18 protein-coding genes and 1 pseudogene are annotated in these 17,294 nt (G+C 43.4%); 2 read left to right on the forward strand and 17 right to left on the reverse strand.

Going from position 1 to position 17,294, the window contains the following annotated elements; all coding sequences use genetic code 11:
• From HNQ69_RS06895 to HNQ69_RS06950, 12 genes and pseudogenes are all read right to left on the reverse strand, one after another.
• Window positions 1-1,280, reverse strand: a pseudogene (locus tag HNQ69_RS06895) (hypothetical protein); the annotation flags it as partial.
• Between the two features lie 27 nt (window positions 1,281-1,307).
• Window positions 1,308-1,535 (reverse strand): hypothetical protein, encoded by a 228-nt coding sequence (locus tag HNQ69_RS06900; RefSeq protein WP_183229309.1) that lies wholly within the window; start codon window positions 1,533-1,535, stop codon window positions 1,308-1,310.
• A 9-nt stretch (window positions 1,536-1,544) separates the two neighbouring features.
• Window positions 1,545-2,678, reverse strand: coding sequence for a phage tail protein (locus HNQ69_RS06905; RefSeq protein ID WP_183229310.1), 1,134 nt, complete (start codon window positions 2,676-2,678; stop codon window positions 1,545-1,547).
• A gap of 7 nt (window positions 2,679-2,685) precedes the next feature.
• Entirely contained in the window at window positions 2,686-3,699 is a 1,014-nt protein-coding gene (locus tag HNQ69_RS06910) for a tail fiber protein (RefSeq protein ID WP_183229311.1), read from the reverse strand.
• 8 nt (window positions 3,700-3,707) lie between these two features.
• Complete coding sequence (locus HNQ69_RS06915) at window positions 3,708-4,709, reverse strand: phage tail protein (RefSeq protein WP_183229312.1); 1,002 nt, start codon at window positions 4,707-4,709, stop codon at window positions 3,708-3,710.
• A 12-nt stretch (window positions 4,710-4,721) separates the two neighbouring features.
• The gene (locus HNQ69_RS06920) at window positions 4,722-5,381 is read right to left on the reverse strand and encodes a transglycosylase SLT domain-containing protein (RefSeq protein ID WP_183229313.1); all 660 of its coding nucleotides are present in this window, start codon (window positions 5,379-5,381) and stop codon (window positions 4,722-4,724) included.
• Window positions 5,378-7,459, reverse strand: coding sequence for a glycine zipper family protein (locus tag HNQ69_RS06925; protein WP_183229314.1), 2,082 nt, complete (start codon window positions 7,457-7,459; stop codon window positions 5,378-5,380). Before HNQ69_RS06925 ends, HNQ69_RS06920 begins: the two co-directional genes overlap by 4 nt.
• A gap of 1 nt (window position 7,460) precedes the next feature.
• A complete protein-coding gene (locus tag HNQ69_RS06930; protein WP_183229315.1) occupies window positions 7,461-8,837 on the reverse strand; it encodes a hypothetical protein in 1,377 nt (458 codons plus the stop codon).
• A gap of 14 nt (window positions 8,838-8,851) precedes the next feature.
• On the reverse strand, window positions 8,852-9,697 hold the full coding sequence (locus HNQ69_RS06935) for a hypothetical protein (protein ID WP_183229316.1): 846 nt from the start codon (window positions 9,695-9,697) through the stop codon (window positions 8,852-8,854).
• Between the two features lies 1 nt (window position 9,698).
• Window positions 9,699-10,124: a hypothetical protein gene (locus tag HNQ69_RS06940; RefSeq protein ID WP_183229317.1), complete on the reverse strand. Its 426-nt coding sequence runs from the start codon at window positions 10,122-10,124 to the stop codon at window positions 9,699-9,701.
• Entirely contained in the window at window positions 10,124-11,581 is a 1,458-nt protein-coding gene (locus HNQ69_RS06945; protein WP_183229318.1) for a hypothetical protein, read from the reverse strand. Before HNQ69_RS06945 ends, HNQ69_RS06940 begins: the two co-directional genes overlap by 1 nt.
• Before the next feature lies 1 nt (window position 11,582).
• Window positions 11,583-12,290 carry a phage adaptor protein gene (locus HNQ69_RS06950; protein WP_183229319.1) on the reverse strand — a complete coding sequence of 236 codons (708 nt, stop codon included), beginning with the start codon at window positions 12,288-12,290 and terminating at the stop codon, window positions 11,583-11,585.
• A 105-nt stretch (window positions 12,291-12,395) separates the two neighbouring features.
• Here HNQ69_RS06950 and HNQ69_RS06955 point away from each other — a divergent pair, with 105 nt between their 5' ends.
• Complete coding sequence (locus HNQ69_RS06955; protein WP_183229320.1) at window positions 12,396-12,647, forward strand: type II toxin-antitoxin system Phd/YefM family antitoxin; 252 nt, start codon at window positions 12,396-12,398, stop codon at window positions 12,645-12,647.
• Window positions 12,640-13,026, forward strand: coding sequence for a hypothetical protein (locus HNQ69_RS06960; RefSeq protein WP_183229321.1), 387 nt, complete (start codon window positions 12,640-12,642; stop codon window positions 13,024-13,026). The genes HNQ69_RS06955 and HNQ69_RS06960 overlap by 8 nt, the downstream gene beginning before the upstream one ends.
• A gap of 11 nt (window positions 13,027-13,037) precedes the next feature.
• Here the strand turns inward: HNQ69_RS06960 and HNQ69_RS06965 are convergent, their stop codons facing one another.
• The 5 genes from HNQ69_RS06965 to HNQ69_RS06985 form a co-directional block, all read right to left on the reverse strand.
• Window positions 13,038-13,418: a hypothetical protein gene (locus HNQ69_RS06965; RefSeq protein WP_183229322.1), complete on the reverse strand. Its 381-nt coding sequence runs from the start codon at window positions 13,416-13,418 to the stop codon at window positions 13,038-13,040.
• A 14-nt stretch (window positions 13,419-13,432) separates the two neighbouring features.
• On the reverse strand, window positions 13,433-13,813 hold the full coding sequence (locus tag HNQ69_RS06970) for a hypothetical protein (RefSeq protein WP_183229323.1): 381 nt from the start codon (window positions 13,811-13,813) through the stop codon (window positions 13,433-13,435).
• 24 nt (window positions 13,814-13,837) lie between these two features.
• Window positions 13,838-14,962, reverse strand: a complete 1,125-nt coding sequence (locus HNQ69_RS06975; protein ID WP_183229324.1) for a N4-gp56 family major capsid protein — start codon at window positions 14,960-14,962, stop codon at window positions 13,838-13,840.
• A 94-nt stretch (window positions 14,963-15,056) separates the two neighbouring features.
• The gene (locus HNQ69_RS06980; protein WP_183229325.1) at window positions 15,057-15,941 is read right to left on the reverse strand and encodes a hypothetical protein; all 885 of its coding nucleotides are present in this window, start codon (window positions 15,939-15,941) and stop codon (window positions 15,057-15,059) included.
• Window positions 15,942-15,954: 13 nt separating this feature from the next.
• Window positions 15,955-17,294 (reverse strand): portal protein (locus tag HNQ69_RS06985; RefSeq protein ID WP_183229326.1); only part of this gene is annotated, 1,340 nt, incomplete at its 5' end.

Genomic DNA, 17,294 nt, shown 5'->3' on the forward strand with positions numbered 1-17,294 from the left:
CCTTCACGCAGGGCTTGTCTATCAGCTTGTAAGGCCTGATCTGCTGCTAACTTGGCTTCATTGGCTATTCTAGATGCCTCTGTTGCATCCTCTTGGGCTTTATGTGCCGAAGCTTTTGCCTCTTCGGAAACCGTTTTAGCTTCCTCTGCCGTTTTCTTAGCTCCATCCACTGCTCGTTTGACTTCATTCACTGAAGTAGAAGCTTCGCTAACCGCTGCTGTCGCTCTCTCCGCTAATCCTTTTGCTTCCTCTGCAAGACCCTTTGCCTCATCGGCTCTCTGCCTTGCCTCACGCGCAACCTCTGTTGCAGACGTCCCTGCACTCTTCGCATCCCCTGCCGTCTTAATAACCTCTATCGCCGTTGCACTCGCCCTATTCGCCGCTGTTTCTGCCAGTTTCTTTGCTCCTTCTGCCGTTGCTTTCGCCGTTTCTACTAAGCCCTTTACCTGTTCTGATAAATCCTTGGCTTGTTCCGCCGTCTGCTTGGCTTCATGAGAGGTTGCTACCGCCGTCGCTGCTACTTGGCTAGCCGCTGTGCCTTTTTGTTCTGCTTGCCTGGCTACTTTCGAGACATCCTCTACCTCTTGCTTGGCTGCTCGCGCAACTTGCTCTGCCCGTTTGGCTGTATCCTGCGCTTCTGTCGCCCTCGTCACAGCACCTGTTGCCGTTACCTTGGATTCATTGGCTACAGTAACTGCCGTAGACGCCTCTTGCTTGGCACCATTGGCTGTTGTGACCGCTGTTGCGGCTAAGCTCTTCGCTTCACGAGCATCGCTCGCCGCTGTATTCGCCAATACCTTAGCCGCATCAGAGGTTTCCTTCGCTTCACTGGCTGTTTGTTTTGCAGCATCACAAGCACTCTTCGATTGTTGAGAAAGCGTTTGCGAAGCTTCTGCTTTCGTCTTAGCTTCTTCTGACACACGTTGCGCATTTTCTGCTGTTGCCTTCGCTTCCGTCGCTGTTTCTGTTGCCGCCGCTGCCGTTTGCGCCGTTTGCGTTGCCGTAGTTGTCGCTCTTTCCGCTAATTCCTTAGCGCTATCAGCGACTCTTTTAGCGTCTTCAGCCTTTTGTTGCGCGCCATTTGCTCGTGTCGTGGCTTTTTCTGCTTCTTGTCTGGCATTCATCACCTGTTCTGTGGTCGCAAAGGCTTCATGCGAATACAAAGCCGCTGTCCCTAGCAATTTCGGAACAACGACAACATCCTGCGAAGTCCTCTCTAGCATTTCTTCTGCTGTTGCTACTGGTAGTGGATATTCATGTGTATGATGTGGTATCCCCATCTCTTTCTTCCTTACATCCGTTCAGAGTCATTCTTCAAAGGAACACTCTTGCAGTTCCTCAACATCATCCCTCAAAGATTGTAATTGAATTTCTAAAGCCTTAAACGAACCCTCAAACTCTGACTTCAATGACGCCTTCAACAAATCTAAAACCCCATGAAGCGGCGCATGAACAAAACGGTCTCCTGAATACAAAACAACCCGTACTTGAGACGGGTCGCTAAGCTCTGATATCGCAAACGGTTTTAAGGACATTTCAACTCCTCATCTCTTGATCCCATAAACAACACTCACGTTAACCGGGCGCGTTTCAACACCACCAACCCTCTCTGCCATCAGGTGATGCTCATGATGCTCCCCGTCATAGAGGCCTTCTTTGAAAGGCATCGAATAATATAAAAAGCTTGCAAAGGGGCTCCTGATAAACCAAGGTAAGCGGGGCGGTTTGTCCTTAGCTGTAAACCAAAATGGAACCTCTAACTGTGAACTTCCTGCTATTTGCTCAAATTCTTGATTACACCCTTCCAAGGCATCCCCACTCAAACCAACACACTCTTCGTCTATCGATTTCTTTTGCCTTCTTAAGGGAGCTTCAGAAGAAGAAACATCCCGTTTTTTTCGAGAAGAACGACCCTCTGAAGAGGCCGGACCTATAAAATGTTCATGCGCTTTCAAAGAACAGCCTTGCTGACTTGCAAAAGAACGCCAAGGGTCTAGATTGCGCTCATTATCCAGACCTCGTAAAAACATCCCACGAAAATCCGGAACATTAAAGGTCGCAACGCCATCTCCTTGACCCCACGTCGTTCCTATCGCCTCAAACAAGGCTCTATAAGTTCTTCGCGAATATGCCTTGCCATCGCACAACAACCAACCATCGGGTAAGCGTTCCATTCCAAAAGGACCGATTAGACCAGACGGTAAACGTTTTAACGAAGAAACTTTTCTTCTTGTGGGATTGAGAATTTGCCAACCTGTTATATCTTCATCATACATAACCGTATAAAGACAGCCATCTTGTAGCTCACCTCCCGATAAAGCTAATAAGCCGGTTTCTGTTGCTTTATAAACGGGCTGAGCTGCTAAATTATTCAAAGCAATTGTGGTTGCTCCAACATTCTTACCCTTCACTTTAAAACAAAGCGATATCCCATTCTTATACGCTAAAAATGTCGACGGGCTTTGAAGACGTATCGCACTCGTCTTTTGTTGATCATCAACCGTAACAATCCCTTCAATCACACCCCCCGTATCCGATAAATACTCACGCACACGCTGCATCATAAAACGAGCGCTGTTATTGACCGTGTTCGGACGCTGTCCCTCTGACCAATTAATCAGATTATCGGCTCTACCATTTTCGCATGCTTTCAAAGACCAATCATAAATCGTCGACATCTTGACCTCACGTCTTGATCGCAAACACAACACTCATATTAATCGGGCGCGTCTCACTGACACCTGAACTTGCCAACGCAACATCACGCATGTGAAGGTGGGTATGGGGAAAGGCAAGCTTATGGTGCACGCGGATATCCTCCGCCTTTACACCCAGACGTTCAGCAAGTTTCAACCTTTGCTGCTCATTAAGCATATACCCCCATATGACGGTCATATCCCCATACCAACTTTCTTCCTCATTTTCATTATTCAAAATCGTAAAGGATTGACCTCCATGGTCATGCTTTCTCAAGGCGTCATTCTGTAAAGTACCAAGATAACGAAAACGGTCTATCTCACGCTCATCATCAACACCACGCAAAAAGACACCACGCAAATCGGGAACATGAAACTTCGTCCAACTATCACTGCCTCCCCATCTTGTCCCTATCGCTTCATAAAGAGCACTATACTCACTGCGTAAATACGCCTTCCCATCACATAATAACCAGCCTTCCGGCAAAACTTGCATCCCAAAAACCCCTATAGTCCCTGGCGGATAAACAGGGATAACCGGCTCTTGTGATAAAGAGACCGGTGTAGGATTTAAAACCTGCCAACCATCTGCCCTATAGACCAAGCTATAAATGCACCCTCTTTGAATCTCACCTCCCGATAAAGCACTGATGCCTAATTCCGTTGCCTTGTAAACAGGTTGAGCGCTTAAATCATTCAAGGCAATTGTGGTTGCCCCAACATTCTTACCTTTCGCTTTAAAATAGATTGCTATGCCATTCTTATATTTCAAAAAATGCGATTTGCTTTGAAGTCTTATCAACGTCGTCTGCTGTCCAGCATCAACCGTGAAGCTACTTTCAATCACACCACTTGTATCCGATAAATATTCACGCACACGCTGCATCATAAAACGAGCGCTGTTATTCAAACTACTGGGACGTTGCCCTTCAGACCAATCAATCAAATCATCACAATAGGCATTCTCAGATGCTTTCAAAGACCAATCATAGATCGTCGACATCTTAAACCTCATGTCTTAATCGCAAACAGAACACTCACATTAACAGGACGTGTTTCTCCTTCACCAGTGCTCTTCAAGACAACCTCTCGGCTATCATCAAAAATATAAGGACTTACAATGTAGCCCCCTAAATTTTCACGCTCTATACCCATAAAATTCGCTAGAGAGCTCCCCCCAAACAAGCCTAGACGATAGCCCAACACATCCGTCGTATTCCCATCCCAAAAGTTTTCATTGCTGGTAAAATGAGGCATCGATAGAGCCTGTCCTTGATGTTGGTGAGACTCAATTAAATCGGTTTGCACACTTGCAAAATCACGCCCCTCATCAAGAGACCGCCCTCCATCAACACCCCGTAAAAACATCCCTCGCAAATCCGGAACATTAAACGTCGTCACACCATCCCCCTCCCCCCAAACCGTTCCTATCGTCGCAAATAAATCACGATAATCACGACGCAAATAAGCCTTCCCATCGCAGATTAACCAATCTTTGGGAAGATCACGCATACCAAACGTTCCTATAAAACCAGTGGGATAAAGACTTCTTTCTTCTTGGGGTGGGATAAAGGTTGGATTAACAAGATGCCAACTCTCTTCACTAGATATCAATGTATAAATACCCCCTTGTTGGATTTCCCCTCCCATCAAAGGACTAACCCCTAATTCTGTTGCCTGATAAACAGGCTTGCCATCCAAAGCATTAAGGAACACCGTGGTTGCACCAACATTCCTGCCTGTCGCCATAAAACGCAAAACGATCCCATTCTTATACTCTAAAAACTGTGAGGTGCTTTCAAGCCTTATCACACTCGTTTGTTGGACATGATCATTTGTAACAATCCCTTCAAGCGCTCCCCCCGTATCTGATAAATATTCCCTCATCCTTTGCATCATCACACGGGCACTCCTATTCACACTGCTTGGATGCTGCCCCTCTGACCAATCAACCAAATCATCGGCGCGCGTGTTCTCTGACGCTCTAAGCGACCAATCATAAATCGTTGACATGTCTCGTGAATCCTAAATCTTGTAAAACGGTCCGTAAAATGCCCGCATAAATTGCTTCATCAAAGGATGATCATCTTCTTCTGATGGCTTTTGCTGTGATGACAGCAAGACTCTTAAAAGTTCAAGCAGATTATCCCTCTTTCCAAATCCACCCCCTGGAGGAACATTGCTTCCAGCAATAACAGGGCTTGCACTATAAGGCTGCTGCCCACCATACATTTGTAACACACGGTTGACAAAATCACTTGCACGCATGCCAGTATTTCCGCCATTCAAACCTACAGCATTCCTTCCAACGATTTGTGCTGCATTGGCATGAGGGTTTTGAAGAAGCCGCGCGGCTCCCCCTGCTCCCTGTTGATGGGCTAAATACAATTCTGCTTCACTAGGCGCTCTGCCTAACAGACGGCTTAAATGGTTGCGATTATCCCGTGTCAATCTCCCCATGGCATCGGCTGCTTGCATGGGGTCAAACCTATCCTGCAAACCATATTGTTTGGCAGTACTGTCTATAAACTGATACAACCCACCAGCAGAGGAACGGGGATTTCTTGCATTGGGATTGCCGCCACTTTCAATCTGCGCAACACGATACAGATAGCTCTCAGGCAAACCATAACGCGCGGCAGATTGCCGTATCGCTTGCTCTATAGAAGGGCTATAACGGGTCATTTCGCGTACTCTATTGAAGCACGAGGACCTAATCCTTTGGCTATGGCTCTAGAAACAATTTTCAAGCCTTCATCCGTGATTACTCCCCGTTTATGCCACTTCAAAGCACTTTGAATCAATTGAGCAATCTCAGTTCTCTCCATTCCCTTAACGCCAAAAGTTGCTAATTTTGCTATGCCACGCTCTAGCTCTTGTCTTGCATGTAACGCCTCTGGGGCATTCGGATGGAAAAATATATTCCGTCCTAATTTAAAACCTTGAACTGGTATATCAGGAATACTATGTGGGACACGAACTCCATCAAAAAGAGAAAACTCAGGAGCTCCCCTAAATTCTGTAAAGCCTTTTTTGGCTGCATCAGAATAGAATTGCTCCTGATCGACTGCCTTCTTAAAAGCTGCAAACCGTTCAGGTCCTATGATCCTTTCAAGATTCTCAGATGCAAGATTTTGTTTTAAAAGATTGGAGAATTCATTAATGGGATCCCCCTTTTTTCTTAATAAATCATCTAATGCATCTCTCATACCCATCTGATAGCTATTGTTTTTATCCGACCAGTTGCCTTTAGAAAGATTTTCCTTAACCGCATCCCTTTCAACACTCTTTTCAAGTTTTGTTCCAAGAGCTTGCCTGCCTTTCTCAAAACTCTCTTCAAAACCTTTGTACTTTGCTGCACTATTACGCGCTGCTTGATAAGGAGGGGAGATCGCATCCATTATGTTGACCAAATCTTTTTTAAGTATTTGGTAACCAGAAACCTTTTGGTTATCCCCAAGTCTCTTACTCTTCTCTATCAAGTCATCAAGAGACTGCTTGGTTTGATCTAACAACTCTACTGTGGGTTTATAGTTTAGACTGCTCAATTTTTTATCATAAAAGCGTTGAGGATTTGCTTTTAAGGGATGCTCTGCTAAGGCAGAGACAGCATCTTTGAGCGCTTTTTGAAAGCCTTTATTTTCAAAAATTTTATTAAGAGCTTCATAATGCTTTTCTCCTATTGGAGCGCGCCTTGCTTGTTCATAAAGATGATCATGCGCCTCTTTCCCTTGTTGTTTAAGCATCCTTTTTAAAGCATCACTATTCTGGTAGGAAGCAATTGTCTGATCCATCATATCATCAAGACGTTGAACAGAACCACCTAATCTTTTCTCATGGGCTTGTTTCAAAATATTATAAACATCTTTATTGGTTCTAGAGGAATTCCACAAAGCCTGTCGCAATTTTTCATTAATATCTGTCAAAAACACATCATGAGGTTCTGAGCTAAGGCGTTCAGTAATTTTTTTAGTGTTATCTTCATAAAGCTGCTTAGCAACTTCTCTCAAAGCTTTATTTGAAACTTCTTTACGAGCAGGATTAAAAATATTCCTCACAAGAGGAGGTGACTTTAAAGCATTTCCTACACCACGAACTGCCTTAGAAACCCCCATGCCTGCTAAAGAAGCAACCGGGCTTAAAACAGCTCCACCAACACCACCAGCTAACGCCGAGTTCACTGTATTATTGTAACCTTCTCCCGCACCAGAACCATGCAAAGCACCAGAACCGGCTCCCACAAGCATTCCCTTACCCAAACTTCCTAAAGTCGAACCTGCTCTTAAAAAATTTAATCCAGGGATAGCTAATGATGCTAATGTTGGTAAAATCGAACCCACAATATAAGCACCAGAAGACAACCAAGGATATTTCTTTTCCAAGGCTTTTTGGTAAGCACGTTCCTTTGCTACTCTTCTGTTATAGATCTCCTCAGCCTTTTGATCTCCCTTCCAATAATCCGTAAAACCTGCTTCATTCGCTGCCTGTATTTCATCGCTATAACCTGCCGTTAAACCAGATATGCCATGACTCTTTAGCGCATCCCACACTGTCAAATCTTGATCATCAAATAAAAAACTAGCTTTTGTAGGTTGTGAATGAGAAGCCATACCATCATAATCTGATGCATCTTCAACAAGAGGGGAATAAGGAATATAACCCGTTAGTTTTTTGCCTTGATGATCACGACGCTTCTTCACTGAAAACGTACTATCATAATCTGAGGCATCATCAATAATCGGGGAATAAGGAATATAACCCATCTCAAGCTCCCTTACGCCTTCTCTTACCATCTTCACCAATAAATAAGGTACCTGAAGGCAATGCATCCTCTTGCTCTTTGCTCGTCACAACAGGCAAATGACTATATTCTTTCTTGATAACTGGAGTATGCGCCGATGATGCTGTAACTTGATGAACATTCTCTTCTGTCAATTTGGTGTGACGATCCTCTAGCAAAGCCAATACATTTGATTTCATCTTACCTAAAATCTCACGTATTTTCTTCAACCTAAACATCAACTCTTTGTCACCCAACTTATAGTCTATCTCTCCTAAATAGCTCTTTAAGATATCAAGCTCTTTTTCTGTAAGGTTTCCAAGACCAGAAGCACCATTGCGTGAATACCGCCTCATCGCTTCTAAACGGTCAATACCTATACGGTTTTTAATCGAGTTAAGTAGTGACTTCATATCACGGTGTTGAGGAACATTGAAAGAAGCTTGCCAATCAGCAAGATTTCCCGTAGCCCACGCACCATTTTCGTTCACGTAATTCATAAAACGTTCGATATCATTGAGCATATTATTGCTAATAGCTTCACTATTTTGAAGCTCTATCATTTCTCGTTGGCGGTCCAATTCTTCTTTAGAGCTAGTGTCATAACCACCATTCACTTTTTGTAGTAGAAAAGAATTCAACGCATCTTTATTCCCAGCCACAAACCGGGCTTCTTCTTCACTGTACCCTTTAGATTTGAGATACTCGACTGTTTGATTAACCTGCTTCTTCTGTTCTCTTTCCATATCACCATGACGAAGATTCATCGCTGCATTCGCCAAGCTTTGGGCTATTGGTCCATCCGATGAGGCATAACCAATCGCATAATCCGATAGCCTCTGTAAAAACTCAGGATGACGCAATTGATCCCAAAAGCTCTGTTGAGAAGTAGAGCCTGGTTGTGATTGTACGAGCGGTACAGATCCCGTTTGTTCCGATTGTACAGTTGGAAGAGAGGATTCTGCTAACGCAACTTGTTGTGGTTGCAATGACTTCAAATCCGAAAGTGCATTGGGCAATGGTTCCATATCTTTAGTCAAACCTAAGGGATGCAGTTTTGAACCAACTGTCGCCATGGGCATAGAAGGAAATGAAGAGGATGCAGTCGGTTGTATTTCCCGTGATCTCAAAGCAGAACTCACATTCGGTAACGGCGGTATATCTTTCGCTAAACCGAACGGGGCTGGCTGTAAACCAACGGTACCAACAGCTGGAGAAGGTGTTAAATAAGGCAATCTATTCGCCTGTTGTTGTGCATTCTCCACCTGTTGATTTTGCAAGAGCACACGCGATGCCAATGGATCCATGGCGTACAGAGAATTAAGAAGTCTTGATAAAATGTTCTCGCTCTTATTTGCCATCACTTCCTCTCTCCCTATTTCCCCAAATAAGGGGCAACAAATTGACCAACACCACCTAAAAGCCCTAGAATATTCTTCCAAGGATTGTTGCCTTGCATCAGGGAATTTGTACTGTTGTTGGTGGTTGTACCGTAATGGCCTGCAAATCCATGACCGGCGTTCATCAACATATTCAGTCTATTCCAACCGCTATTGTCTTGCTCCAGCCAGCGTTCGCGTTCAGCATCAACAAGTCTTTGGTTATAAGCATCAAGTAGTGAAGAGCCCTGTAAGGCATTGGAATAAGTATTACCATAACCCTGCAAGAAGTTATTCGCCGCCCCCAACTGATTTTGATTGGCTTGGTCAATCATCGCATTAGCATGCATCATATTCTGCACATCTTGATTATATTGGTTCGCTGTCGCGCTTGTGGACAAAGCACCTAGTTCATTTGCCAAGACACCGGTATGTGCACCTGATCCATAACGACCGGCACCAGCAAAAGAGCTATTAATCGTATCTCTTACACGGTTTAAGCTATTTTGAAGGGCAGCATTAAAAGAGGGATTCTGCCCGACCATACCCCCTGAAGCCATGCTTCCAAGATTATTGGCTGCCGATGTTGGATTGTAGATCCTACTCATCAAAGAACGGTTTTGATAATGGTGAGGGATGCTGCCAAGACCACCTATGGCATAGCGCGTTTGATCACTTAATGGTGCAATACGCACGCCACCATACACATTCCCACCCATCCCAGTATTATACAGATTATACGCATCCCTACCACCACGCTGAAATACATTTGCCATCCAAACAGGAGGAGCGCTTGTCTGAACCTGTTTTTGTTCTGTTGTTGCTGGTGTCTTGCTCCCCATTTCATAATTCCTTCCTATAATAAAGCATCGTTATGCAATATCCTTGCTTGTTCAGTGCACGTTTCCAACCTAAACGCCCCAAAATTTCTATCTCAAAAGCGCCATTCTCACGCGCCCAGTCCTCTGCAAATTTCAGATTATCAACCAAATCAAGAACGCCCTTCCCACTACATTCACAAATCAGCGCCCGCTTCTTTCCTAAAACTGTCTGTTGTATCTGGGTCGTGACGGCCGCTAAAAAGCGCTCGTCATCGTCTAAAACAAGCCATAACTGCTTCTTGCCACTGCAAATGGCTTCAATGAGCTCTTGCAACGTGATTTCATGTTTAAAACGTTCCACATATTCACGAAATGACGCAAGGATTTCTTCAAGATATGGCGCTATACGCTCCATATCCCAAGACGTGGTTAAAAACACTTTTGCCATTATCCTCTGCCTAAAGGACGGAAATCAACGTTAAACCCCGTTATCCTCGTCCAAGGTTCAGTTTCAGGAATGCGCAATTTAAACCGGTGATAACGATTGCGTGACCTCCCATGATAAGCCCCCGTAACATACGAACACATCCTCTCCTTGTGCCATGTGATCGGTGTTTGAGGATTGCGAAGACGACGTTCTCCTATGCTTAAAAGTCCTTGCGTCGTATCAACTTCTGCAAACATCTTCGTGATAAAGTTAAAACTTCCATCTGGGGCCCCCATCTCTTGCGAAACAACAACCGCCTCCATCGGAGCTCCTGTAAACATAACAAGACGATTTAATTCATCAAAAGCACCAAGCATTGGAACACCACTTTGCCAACGGGGGCTGTCTAAAGAAGCAGGCAATGCCTCAAGATTGAGCGAAATCTCATCTAACTGTTCTAAAGTATAACCTGTCGTAAAAACAGGAAACAAGGTGAAAGGCTTCCCCTGGAGCGTCGACCATTTCTGTAATCCCCAATCATAAACAAAGGTGGTTTGCTGGTTATTGCCTCTCTTTAAAGACCAGTAAACACGATTATCAACGGGGTCTATCACCCCTTGCATCTCATCAAGAGCAAACTTGTCAAAGGTTTTAAAAACCGTTCGGTCAACCTTTTCAAAGCCTATCGGAAAAAGTTGACCATCAAAACTCATCTGATAAAGACCGCCATCACCGGCAAAAAAAACATCACTTCCTCGACAAGCTATCGACGCTGCACTGCGGGCTCCGCGCTTGTCTTGGATCTTTTGAAACGTAAACACTATCTTAGAACCTGGAACAAAAGTTCCTGCATAAATCGCAGAACGCATAAAAATGATGGGATTGTTCGATTCCGTTGCCCCTTGCACATATTCTCCATCCGGAAAATCTTGAAAATCGCAATTTTTCTCTTTAACCGTCCAATGGGTGGCATCGTTCAAGCCTGACCAATGGATGCGATTGGGATTATCTGTCAATTGCATCAAACAAACAAAATCACCCCAAACCTTGACCAAACCTGCTTTGGGTGGATTGCCGCCTAAATCTGCAAACCGTTCGGAACTACGAATATTAAAAGCCTGGGCTTTATCATTTTTATTCACCGCAAGAATGGTTTCGCCAAACAACGCAAACGACCATTGATTCTCCTCATTGGCTTGATACGTCACACCACTTTGGCTTATGTCCTTCCAACTCCGCGTTTGACTATCATAACTGTAAAGCTTTTGTGCGCCCCCTACGATAATTTTAACACCATTGCCAGTTCTAAAGGCTATCGACCCCAAAGGCTTTTCTTCCAAAGGATGAGACACAACCGTCGCACTGGGCATCGGAATATAACAGCCATCCGCCGGCAAAACATTGACAAGCGTATCCGTAAAGCGACCGTTAACGACCGCAACATCCGGTCTGTAATCAGCTATCGGAAAATAAACCATGCTAAAAAGCCGTTGGAATTATTCGGGTGACATTATGACGTTTAGATGTCTCTGCGCGCAATTCATGCAATTGTTCATTAAAGTCATTGTAAGCCGCTGCTGCACAATCGGGTTCTTTAAGGATATTCTTGTACAGTTCATATTTGGCGCGTGCTTTAATCAGATCAAAGCCATGCACAAACCATGGATGCTCTTCATCGACACTCTCCATCTCTGATAAACGCATCGGAGAGAGAAGGAGCTGAATCTGATACGCTCTATCTGGTGTGGGATAAAGATGCAATTTCCTATCAAAATAACTATAACAAACCGGCCTTCCTTGCTGCTCTGATGATAACGAAGACTCTAAGGAAAAAGGACTTTTCCACTCCAATTCAAGCTTATGATGTGGATCAGAACGAAGATAAACGCTTCTTATTTTGACAGCTGTTTCAATATGGCGGGTATCCGTTGCATCATAGACCCCCTTTCCTGCCCGCGTTGTAAACACCACATCACGGCTTTCATTAAAGTAAAAACTTTCCCTCTCACAAAAACGAACCGCACAAAAAATACTCTCCTGAATTTGACGAACATACTCATCCCCAATGTCATCAATCTCATCCTGGATCACAGACACAAGATGGGCTAATGTGCCTCTATGACGATAAACCTCTGCCTTCTCTTGTGTCGGTCCTCCCGTCTTGATCCTTATATAATGACGCGACATTAAAACACCTTTCAGTAAAAAACTTGCCTTGACATTACCCCTATTTGCATAAAATACATATTTTATGCATTATATGTATAGTATGTACTTCATAGGAGTGCTTTTATGAAAAAATACAGTTTTACAGATCTAAACCGCGGAACAGGTGACATATTAGATGAAGCAATGTCCACCCCCGTAGCTTTAACTAAGCGAGGACGAGAAAAAATTATTATGCTTCCTATCGATTTATATAATCAATTGATAAAATCTCGTTCCAGTGCACAAGCTTTTTCTTATACTGATGCACCGAAGGATATATTAGATGACTTAGACAGAGGTTTGGATGAACTTTTAAAAAGTGACAAAAATGTTTAAAGCAGGTGACGTCGTTAGATACTATTACTTATGGCATGAACAATCTCAGAAGGGTGAGGATTCAGGTCGTAAGTCACGGCCTGCTTGTGTTGTAGTAAAAACAGAAACGCACTTCTTTTTATTTCCTATCACTTCACAAGAACCTCATGATTTGCAATTGAGTTTAAAAATACCTGAAACAGAATGTAAGCGAACAAAGCTAAAAAAAGATTCTTGGCTACGTCTTGATGAATTCAATATTGTTGCTTGCGGAGATCTTTTTGACTTTGAATCTACAAAACCACAAGGCTATTTTAGCATTGCTTTTATGCGTAAGATTGCACTTAAAATTAAAGAAATTAAAGCAATGCAACTTCTTAAAAAAGTTTCTAGGCATTAACCACCTCAATTTCAGTGATTTGTCACAAACTCAACAACCACCGTGGCTTCACCAGAATCAACAGATTTATCCATTTTGGCATAAAGAGTAAGTTCTTGGTCATAAGGGATAAATTCCTTTTGATTGCTTATCGTGACAGATTTGATACCCTGTGTCCCAACATCCGCTTCACTAAAGTCATTTACTTCATGCGTACTACCAAATTTGAGTTTTGCCCCTGAAAATGCTGTCTTAACAAAGACTTTGATTGAGGTGATCAAGGCACCACGAGGTAGAATACCTATCTTCATAACCTGCTCTTTGGCTTTATGCGTAACATCAAGTCTAAAAAAACTAACCTGCTGTGTATGAAGATTTCGTCCCTGTAAGGGTTTTGGTAATCCATCTGCCATGTTTCTTCCTTTCATCAGCAATTTGTCACGAATTGAACAACAACAACGCCCTCACCGGAAGCAACAGACTTGTCCATTTTGGCGTAAAGAGTAATCTCTTCGTCATAAGGCACAAATTCTTTTTGCCCTGTTGCTGTAAAATCCTGCGTTCCTTGCGTTTTGATATCTTTCTCACCAAATTCTTTCCCCGTGGGAGAAACTCCAATGGCGAGTTTTGCCTCTGAAAACGCTGTCTTGATAAAAGCTTTAACCGATGTAATCACGGCACCATGAGGCAGCGTTCCTATCTTCATTGCTTGATCTTTATTTGCGTGGGTAAAGTTCAGTCTAAAAAAGCTTACCTGTTGTGTAAGTAAGCTTCTCCCTTGTAGAGTTCCTGGTAATCCATTTGTCATGTCTGTTTTCCTTTCTCAAAGGCATTAAGAAGGCTTTTCACCAGTGTATGTTGAAATAACGACGGTTCCGAAATCCTGCGCATTTTGTCCTTTTCCAGGAATCTGGAAACGTGTTTTTTTCATGCCTATGATTGTCTTAGCAGCAACACCATAGACCCTTTGATAATCATCAAGCTCTTCGACCAAACTATAGCGTGTATCCTGATCTTCTGCTCCAAAGGCAAGCATCACACTTTGTGCACCAAGCAAGACAGCACGACGGACATTCTCCTCAATGCCACCAGTAGACTTCACACCCGGTGTAACATGTTCCGATTCACGTAAAATCACACCGTTATACATGCCAAGTGAACCATCAAAAATCGGGTTCTTCGCGCGCGAGCCAGAATAAGCTGCCTTCTGTATATCAAGCCACTGACCAGTATCTGTATTGGTGCGCAGTTGCATAACTTGTATAGGATGAAGATACAGCACATAAACATTCGCACCACCAACACGAACAGGTCTGATCTTCGGATTCGCTAACTTCGCAACTTTGACAGCTTCATCAATCAATTTGAGACTAAAGCCATGCTTTGCTGCCTCGGTTAAACTTTCATCGTTGGTCTTTCCATCTGGGCGAACAATCCGCTTACTACTTGGAGCCAATGGTTGGTTAAAGCCATAATAAAGTTCATCAATATCAATCTCACGTCCTTCAAATTTGAGTGTGTGCGCTGTATAACCACACACTTGAAGAAAAAACATCAAACTCAAACGGTCGGCATACCAATCAACCAATGCCTTATTCGCCTCATCGCGCAAACTGAATAGAATACGTTGCTGATCAATTGTACCTTTGTTTTTCGTCGAAACAGCATGATTAAGCTCATTGATATATAATTTGTCATGAAGAAATTGAAGAGCCTCTTCATTGCCTTTAAGCGTTTGATTCTCGCTTACACCACGTCCCATAATCTGTGCACGTAAGCTAAAAGTAACACAATCTCCGCCTTCTTTCCTGAGTTCATTTTTGACTTGAATGATACTATTGGAACCTTCTCCCATTAATGGTTCAATATCAAGCGCTTTTGACGCTTCATAATTTAATCTCTTTGACCAAGCTTTCACCGCTTGGGCATCATTAATAGGTATACGTGTTATTGCCATTTATTTTGCCTTTCTTTGCTATATAAAAAAACCGGCTTAAAGCCGGCAAAAAATCCGCATCAAAGGCGGATTACGTTATGCGCCTAGACTATAATCAACCATCGCGCCCCATTAACTGATCAAAAATGATTTGATTTTTAGGATTGCTATACCATTCTCCAAATTCTTTATCAGACATATTTCCAATAGCTTTTAGAGTCATTGGTCCAACACTGCCTCCTCCTCCAGATGCCGTTAAGGTTCGCGCAGAATTTTGCCGACTTTGAAGCGCTGCAACTTGATGATTGGCTTGTACCCCTTGGTTTTGATAGCCAAAATCTTGTGCTACCTTATAAAGCGCTTCTGCCGGATTGAGATCTTTTTGTGCACAAGTCGCCACAATCGTACGCAATTCATTCCCTATGATCTCAGAAATTGTGTTTGGTTCTGCATACTCAGGATAAAGCGTCGACCAAGCACTTAATTGCTTCGCACGCGTCTCATAAAGAAAGTTTACCGCATCACCAAAATCACTGTATTTATCTTTTACTGATGTAACAGAATTTTCTAAAAACTGACTAAGATGTACATCATACTTCTGCTGTTCCTCAGCTTGTCTTAACGCTTCTTTTTGTTCCCTAATATACGCATCTTGCTCTTGAAGCTTCTTGCCCATCCAAGACATGTAGCCAATAATGTCTTGTGTAGGATCCGGAGGAGAACTTTCTCCCTCAGCCATTGCTGTCTGGGACTTGGGTTCATAAAACTTGACAAGCGCTTCACGGGCTTGCTTGGCTTGTTCGACAACGCGCTGCTGCTCTATACTAGGAACGATTTCTGAAGGCTTTTCAACGGGCTCTACAACCGGCTCTGGAGGTGTGGCATCATTGCTCTCAACCGTCTCGACCTCGTGATTGCTCTCAAAAGAACTCTCGTCATCAAAGACCGGTGCTGCAACTCTATAATCTTCATTCATAGCTTCATTCATTTCTGCATTCATTCTCTAACCTCTCTCAAATGCTTCTTCCTCGATAAGTTGCCGCTCTTTCACGCATGATTTGATTTTGCGCTTGCTCATTGAGAATGCGCTGCCTCTCAAGTTCATGTTTCTGCTGCATCAATTCCGCTTCCAATTCTGCTCTCTTTTGATGCATGAACAGGTCAATCTGCTTGGCTTGTAAATCTAACTGTTGCATCTGGCTTTTGGTCGCAATATCTTGCTGCTTTTCTTGCAACTTCATTTGCTGCTCAGGATCCAACTGCCGTTCTTGTTGCGCCATTTGCTGCTGCTGTTGGAACTTTTCGTTTACACGATTGAGTAATGACGCAGGCAAGGGAGAATAACGCAGCAAATCAAGCATGATATCCGGTGTAACAGCATGTTGAAGCAATGGTAAAAGCTGGGTGATAATGCCAAAGGTCCGCTCTTTTTCATTCGGGCTGGTTGGGGCATCATCCACCACAATATCGTAATCAACACTCATCACCGCTTCACGTGTTAAGGGAATATATTGCGCATTCTCCTCACCCGATATCCGTACCAAGCGACCATCAGACAAATAATTCTGTATAAGGTGTAAAATAATCTTACCTTGCCTTTTGCGATACAAACGCAGACCATCAAACAGACAAGCAAGCAGGTTAAGACTGGATTGACGTCGTTGTGCCTCTAAAATACCCGCTTGTGTTACTTCTCTTGTGCCAATGAACTCAGGCGATAAACCCGTCACCTGATTAATTGCTTCCTTAGCTTCATTAAACAGTTGGAAAAAGCCCGTTGGAAACTGCGCAACAGGCTTTGGTTGTATCTTACCTGCAGCGAGTGAACCCGGTTTAAGCATCGTAATACTATCTGCCCTGCTCCAACTTCTTAGTGCTTCTCTCTCATCTTCAAAGGCTCCTCTCTCTGCCATAATCCCCCCCTTGGATTGGCTATTGAGAATGTTCATTACCTGACTAAAATATTTATTTGCCCACCGTTGAGGGTCTTTTGTGGGACGCACAACCCCATAAAACTGCCGGTTGATCTTATCAAAATACCCCGTTATACACTCCCAACCCAATTGTCCCGCAGGAACCAAAGGTTGATCAGGAGATTCAAGCAATTTCCTCCCTAAAAAAGCACGCCTGACAACCTTTTTATTAAACTGCACCCCCTGAATATCAGGCATCATACATTGAAGCTGTTCAAACTCTTGCTTACTGTAATCACGAAGTTCACCCGTTTCTAAATCAGGAGCCTTGTAATAAACTTCACTCTCAAACCAACGACATTCAACAAGTGTCACCATCCGGCGACCATTTTCGACATTTACCGATTTGTCATCGCTATTATAAAAATCAAAATCATTAT

Origin of the sequence: Bartonella callosciuri (assembly GCF_014203215.1) — a bacterium.
Taxonomy (GTDB): Bacteria; Pseudomonadota; Alphaproteobacteria; order Rhizobiales; family Rhizobiaceae; genus Bartonella; species Bartonella callosciuri.

Coding starts and splice junctions, on each gene's coding strand:
- HNQ69_RS06965 (WP_183229322.1), bottom strand. CDS start 13,418: ATGGCAGATGGATTACCAAAACCCTTACAGGGACGAAATCTTCATACA.
- HNQ69_RS06950 (WP_183229319.1), bottom strand. CDS start 12,290: ATGTCGCGTCATTATATAAGGATCAAGACGGGAGGACCGACACAAGAG.
- HNQ69_RS06935 (WP_183229316.1), bottom strand. CDS start 9,697: ATGGGGAGCAAGACACCAGCAACAACAGAACAAAAACAGGTTCAGACA.
- HNQ69_RS06945 (WP_183229318.1), bottom strand. CDS start 11,581: ATGGTTTATTTTCCGATAGCTGATTACAGACCGGATGTTGCGGTCGTT.
- HNQ69_RS06955 (WP_183229320.1), top strand. CDS start 12,396: ATGAAAAAATACAGTTTTACAGATCTAAACCGCGGAACAGGTGACATA.
- HNQ69_RS06910 (WP_183229311.1), bottom strand. CDS start 3,699: ATGTCGACGATCTATGATTGGTCTTTGAAAGCATCTGAGAATGCCTAT.
- HNQ69_RS06975 (WP_183229324.1), bottom strand. CDS start 14,962: ATGGCAATAACACGTATACCTATTAATGATGCCCAAGCGGTGAAAGCT.
- HNQ69_RS06960 (WP_183229321.1), top strand. CDS start 12,640: ATGTTTAAAGCAGGTGACGTCGTTAGATACTATTACTTATGGCATGAA.
- HNQ69_RS06925 (WP_183229314.1), bottom strand. CDS start 7,459: ATGGGTTATATTCCTTATTCCCCGATTATTGATGATGCCTCAGATTAT.
- HNQ69_RS06940 (WP_183229317.1), bottom strand. CDS start 10,124: ATGGCAAAAGTGTTTTTAACCACGTCTTGGGATATGGAGCGTATAGCG.
- HNQ69_RS06915 (WP_183229312.1), bottom strand. CDS start 4,709: ATGTCAACGATTTATGATTGGTCGCTTAGAGCGTCAGAGAACACGCGC.
- HNQ69_RS06980 (WP_183229325.1), bottom strand. CDS start 15,941: ATGAATGCAGAAATGAATGAAGCTATGAATGAAGATTATAGAGTTGCA.
- HNQ69_RS06900 (WP_183229309.1), bottom strand. CDS start 1,535: ATGTCCTTAAAACCGTTTGCGATATCAGAGCTTAGCGACCCGTCTCAA.
- HNQ69_RS06920 (WP_183229313.1), bottom strand. CDS start 5,381: ATGACCCGTTATAGCCCTTCTATAGAGCAAGCGATACGGCAATCTGCC.
- HNQ69_RS06970 (WP_183229323.1), bottom strand. CDS start 13,813: ATGACAAATGGATTACCAGGAACTCTACAAGGGAGAAGCTTACTTACA.
- HNQ69_RS06930 (WP_183229315.1), bottom strand. CDS start 8,837: ATGGCAAATAAGAGCGAGAACATTTTATCAAGACTTCTTAATTCTCTG.
- HNQ69_RS06905 (WP_183229310.1), bottom strand. CDS start 2,678: ATGTCGACGATTTATGATTGGTCTTTGAAAGCATGCGAAAATGGTAGA.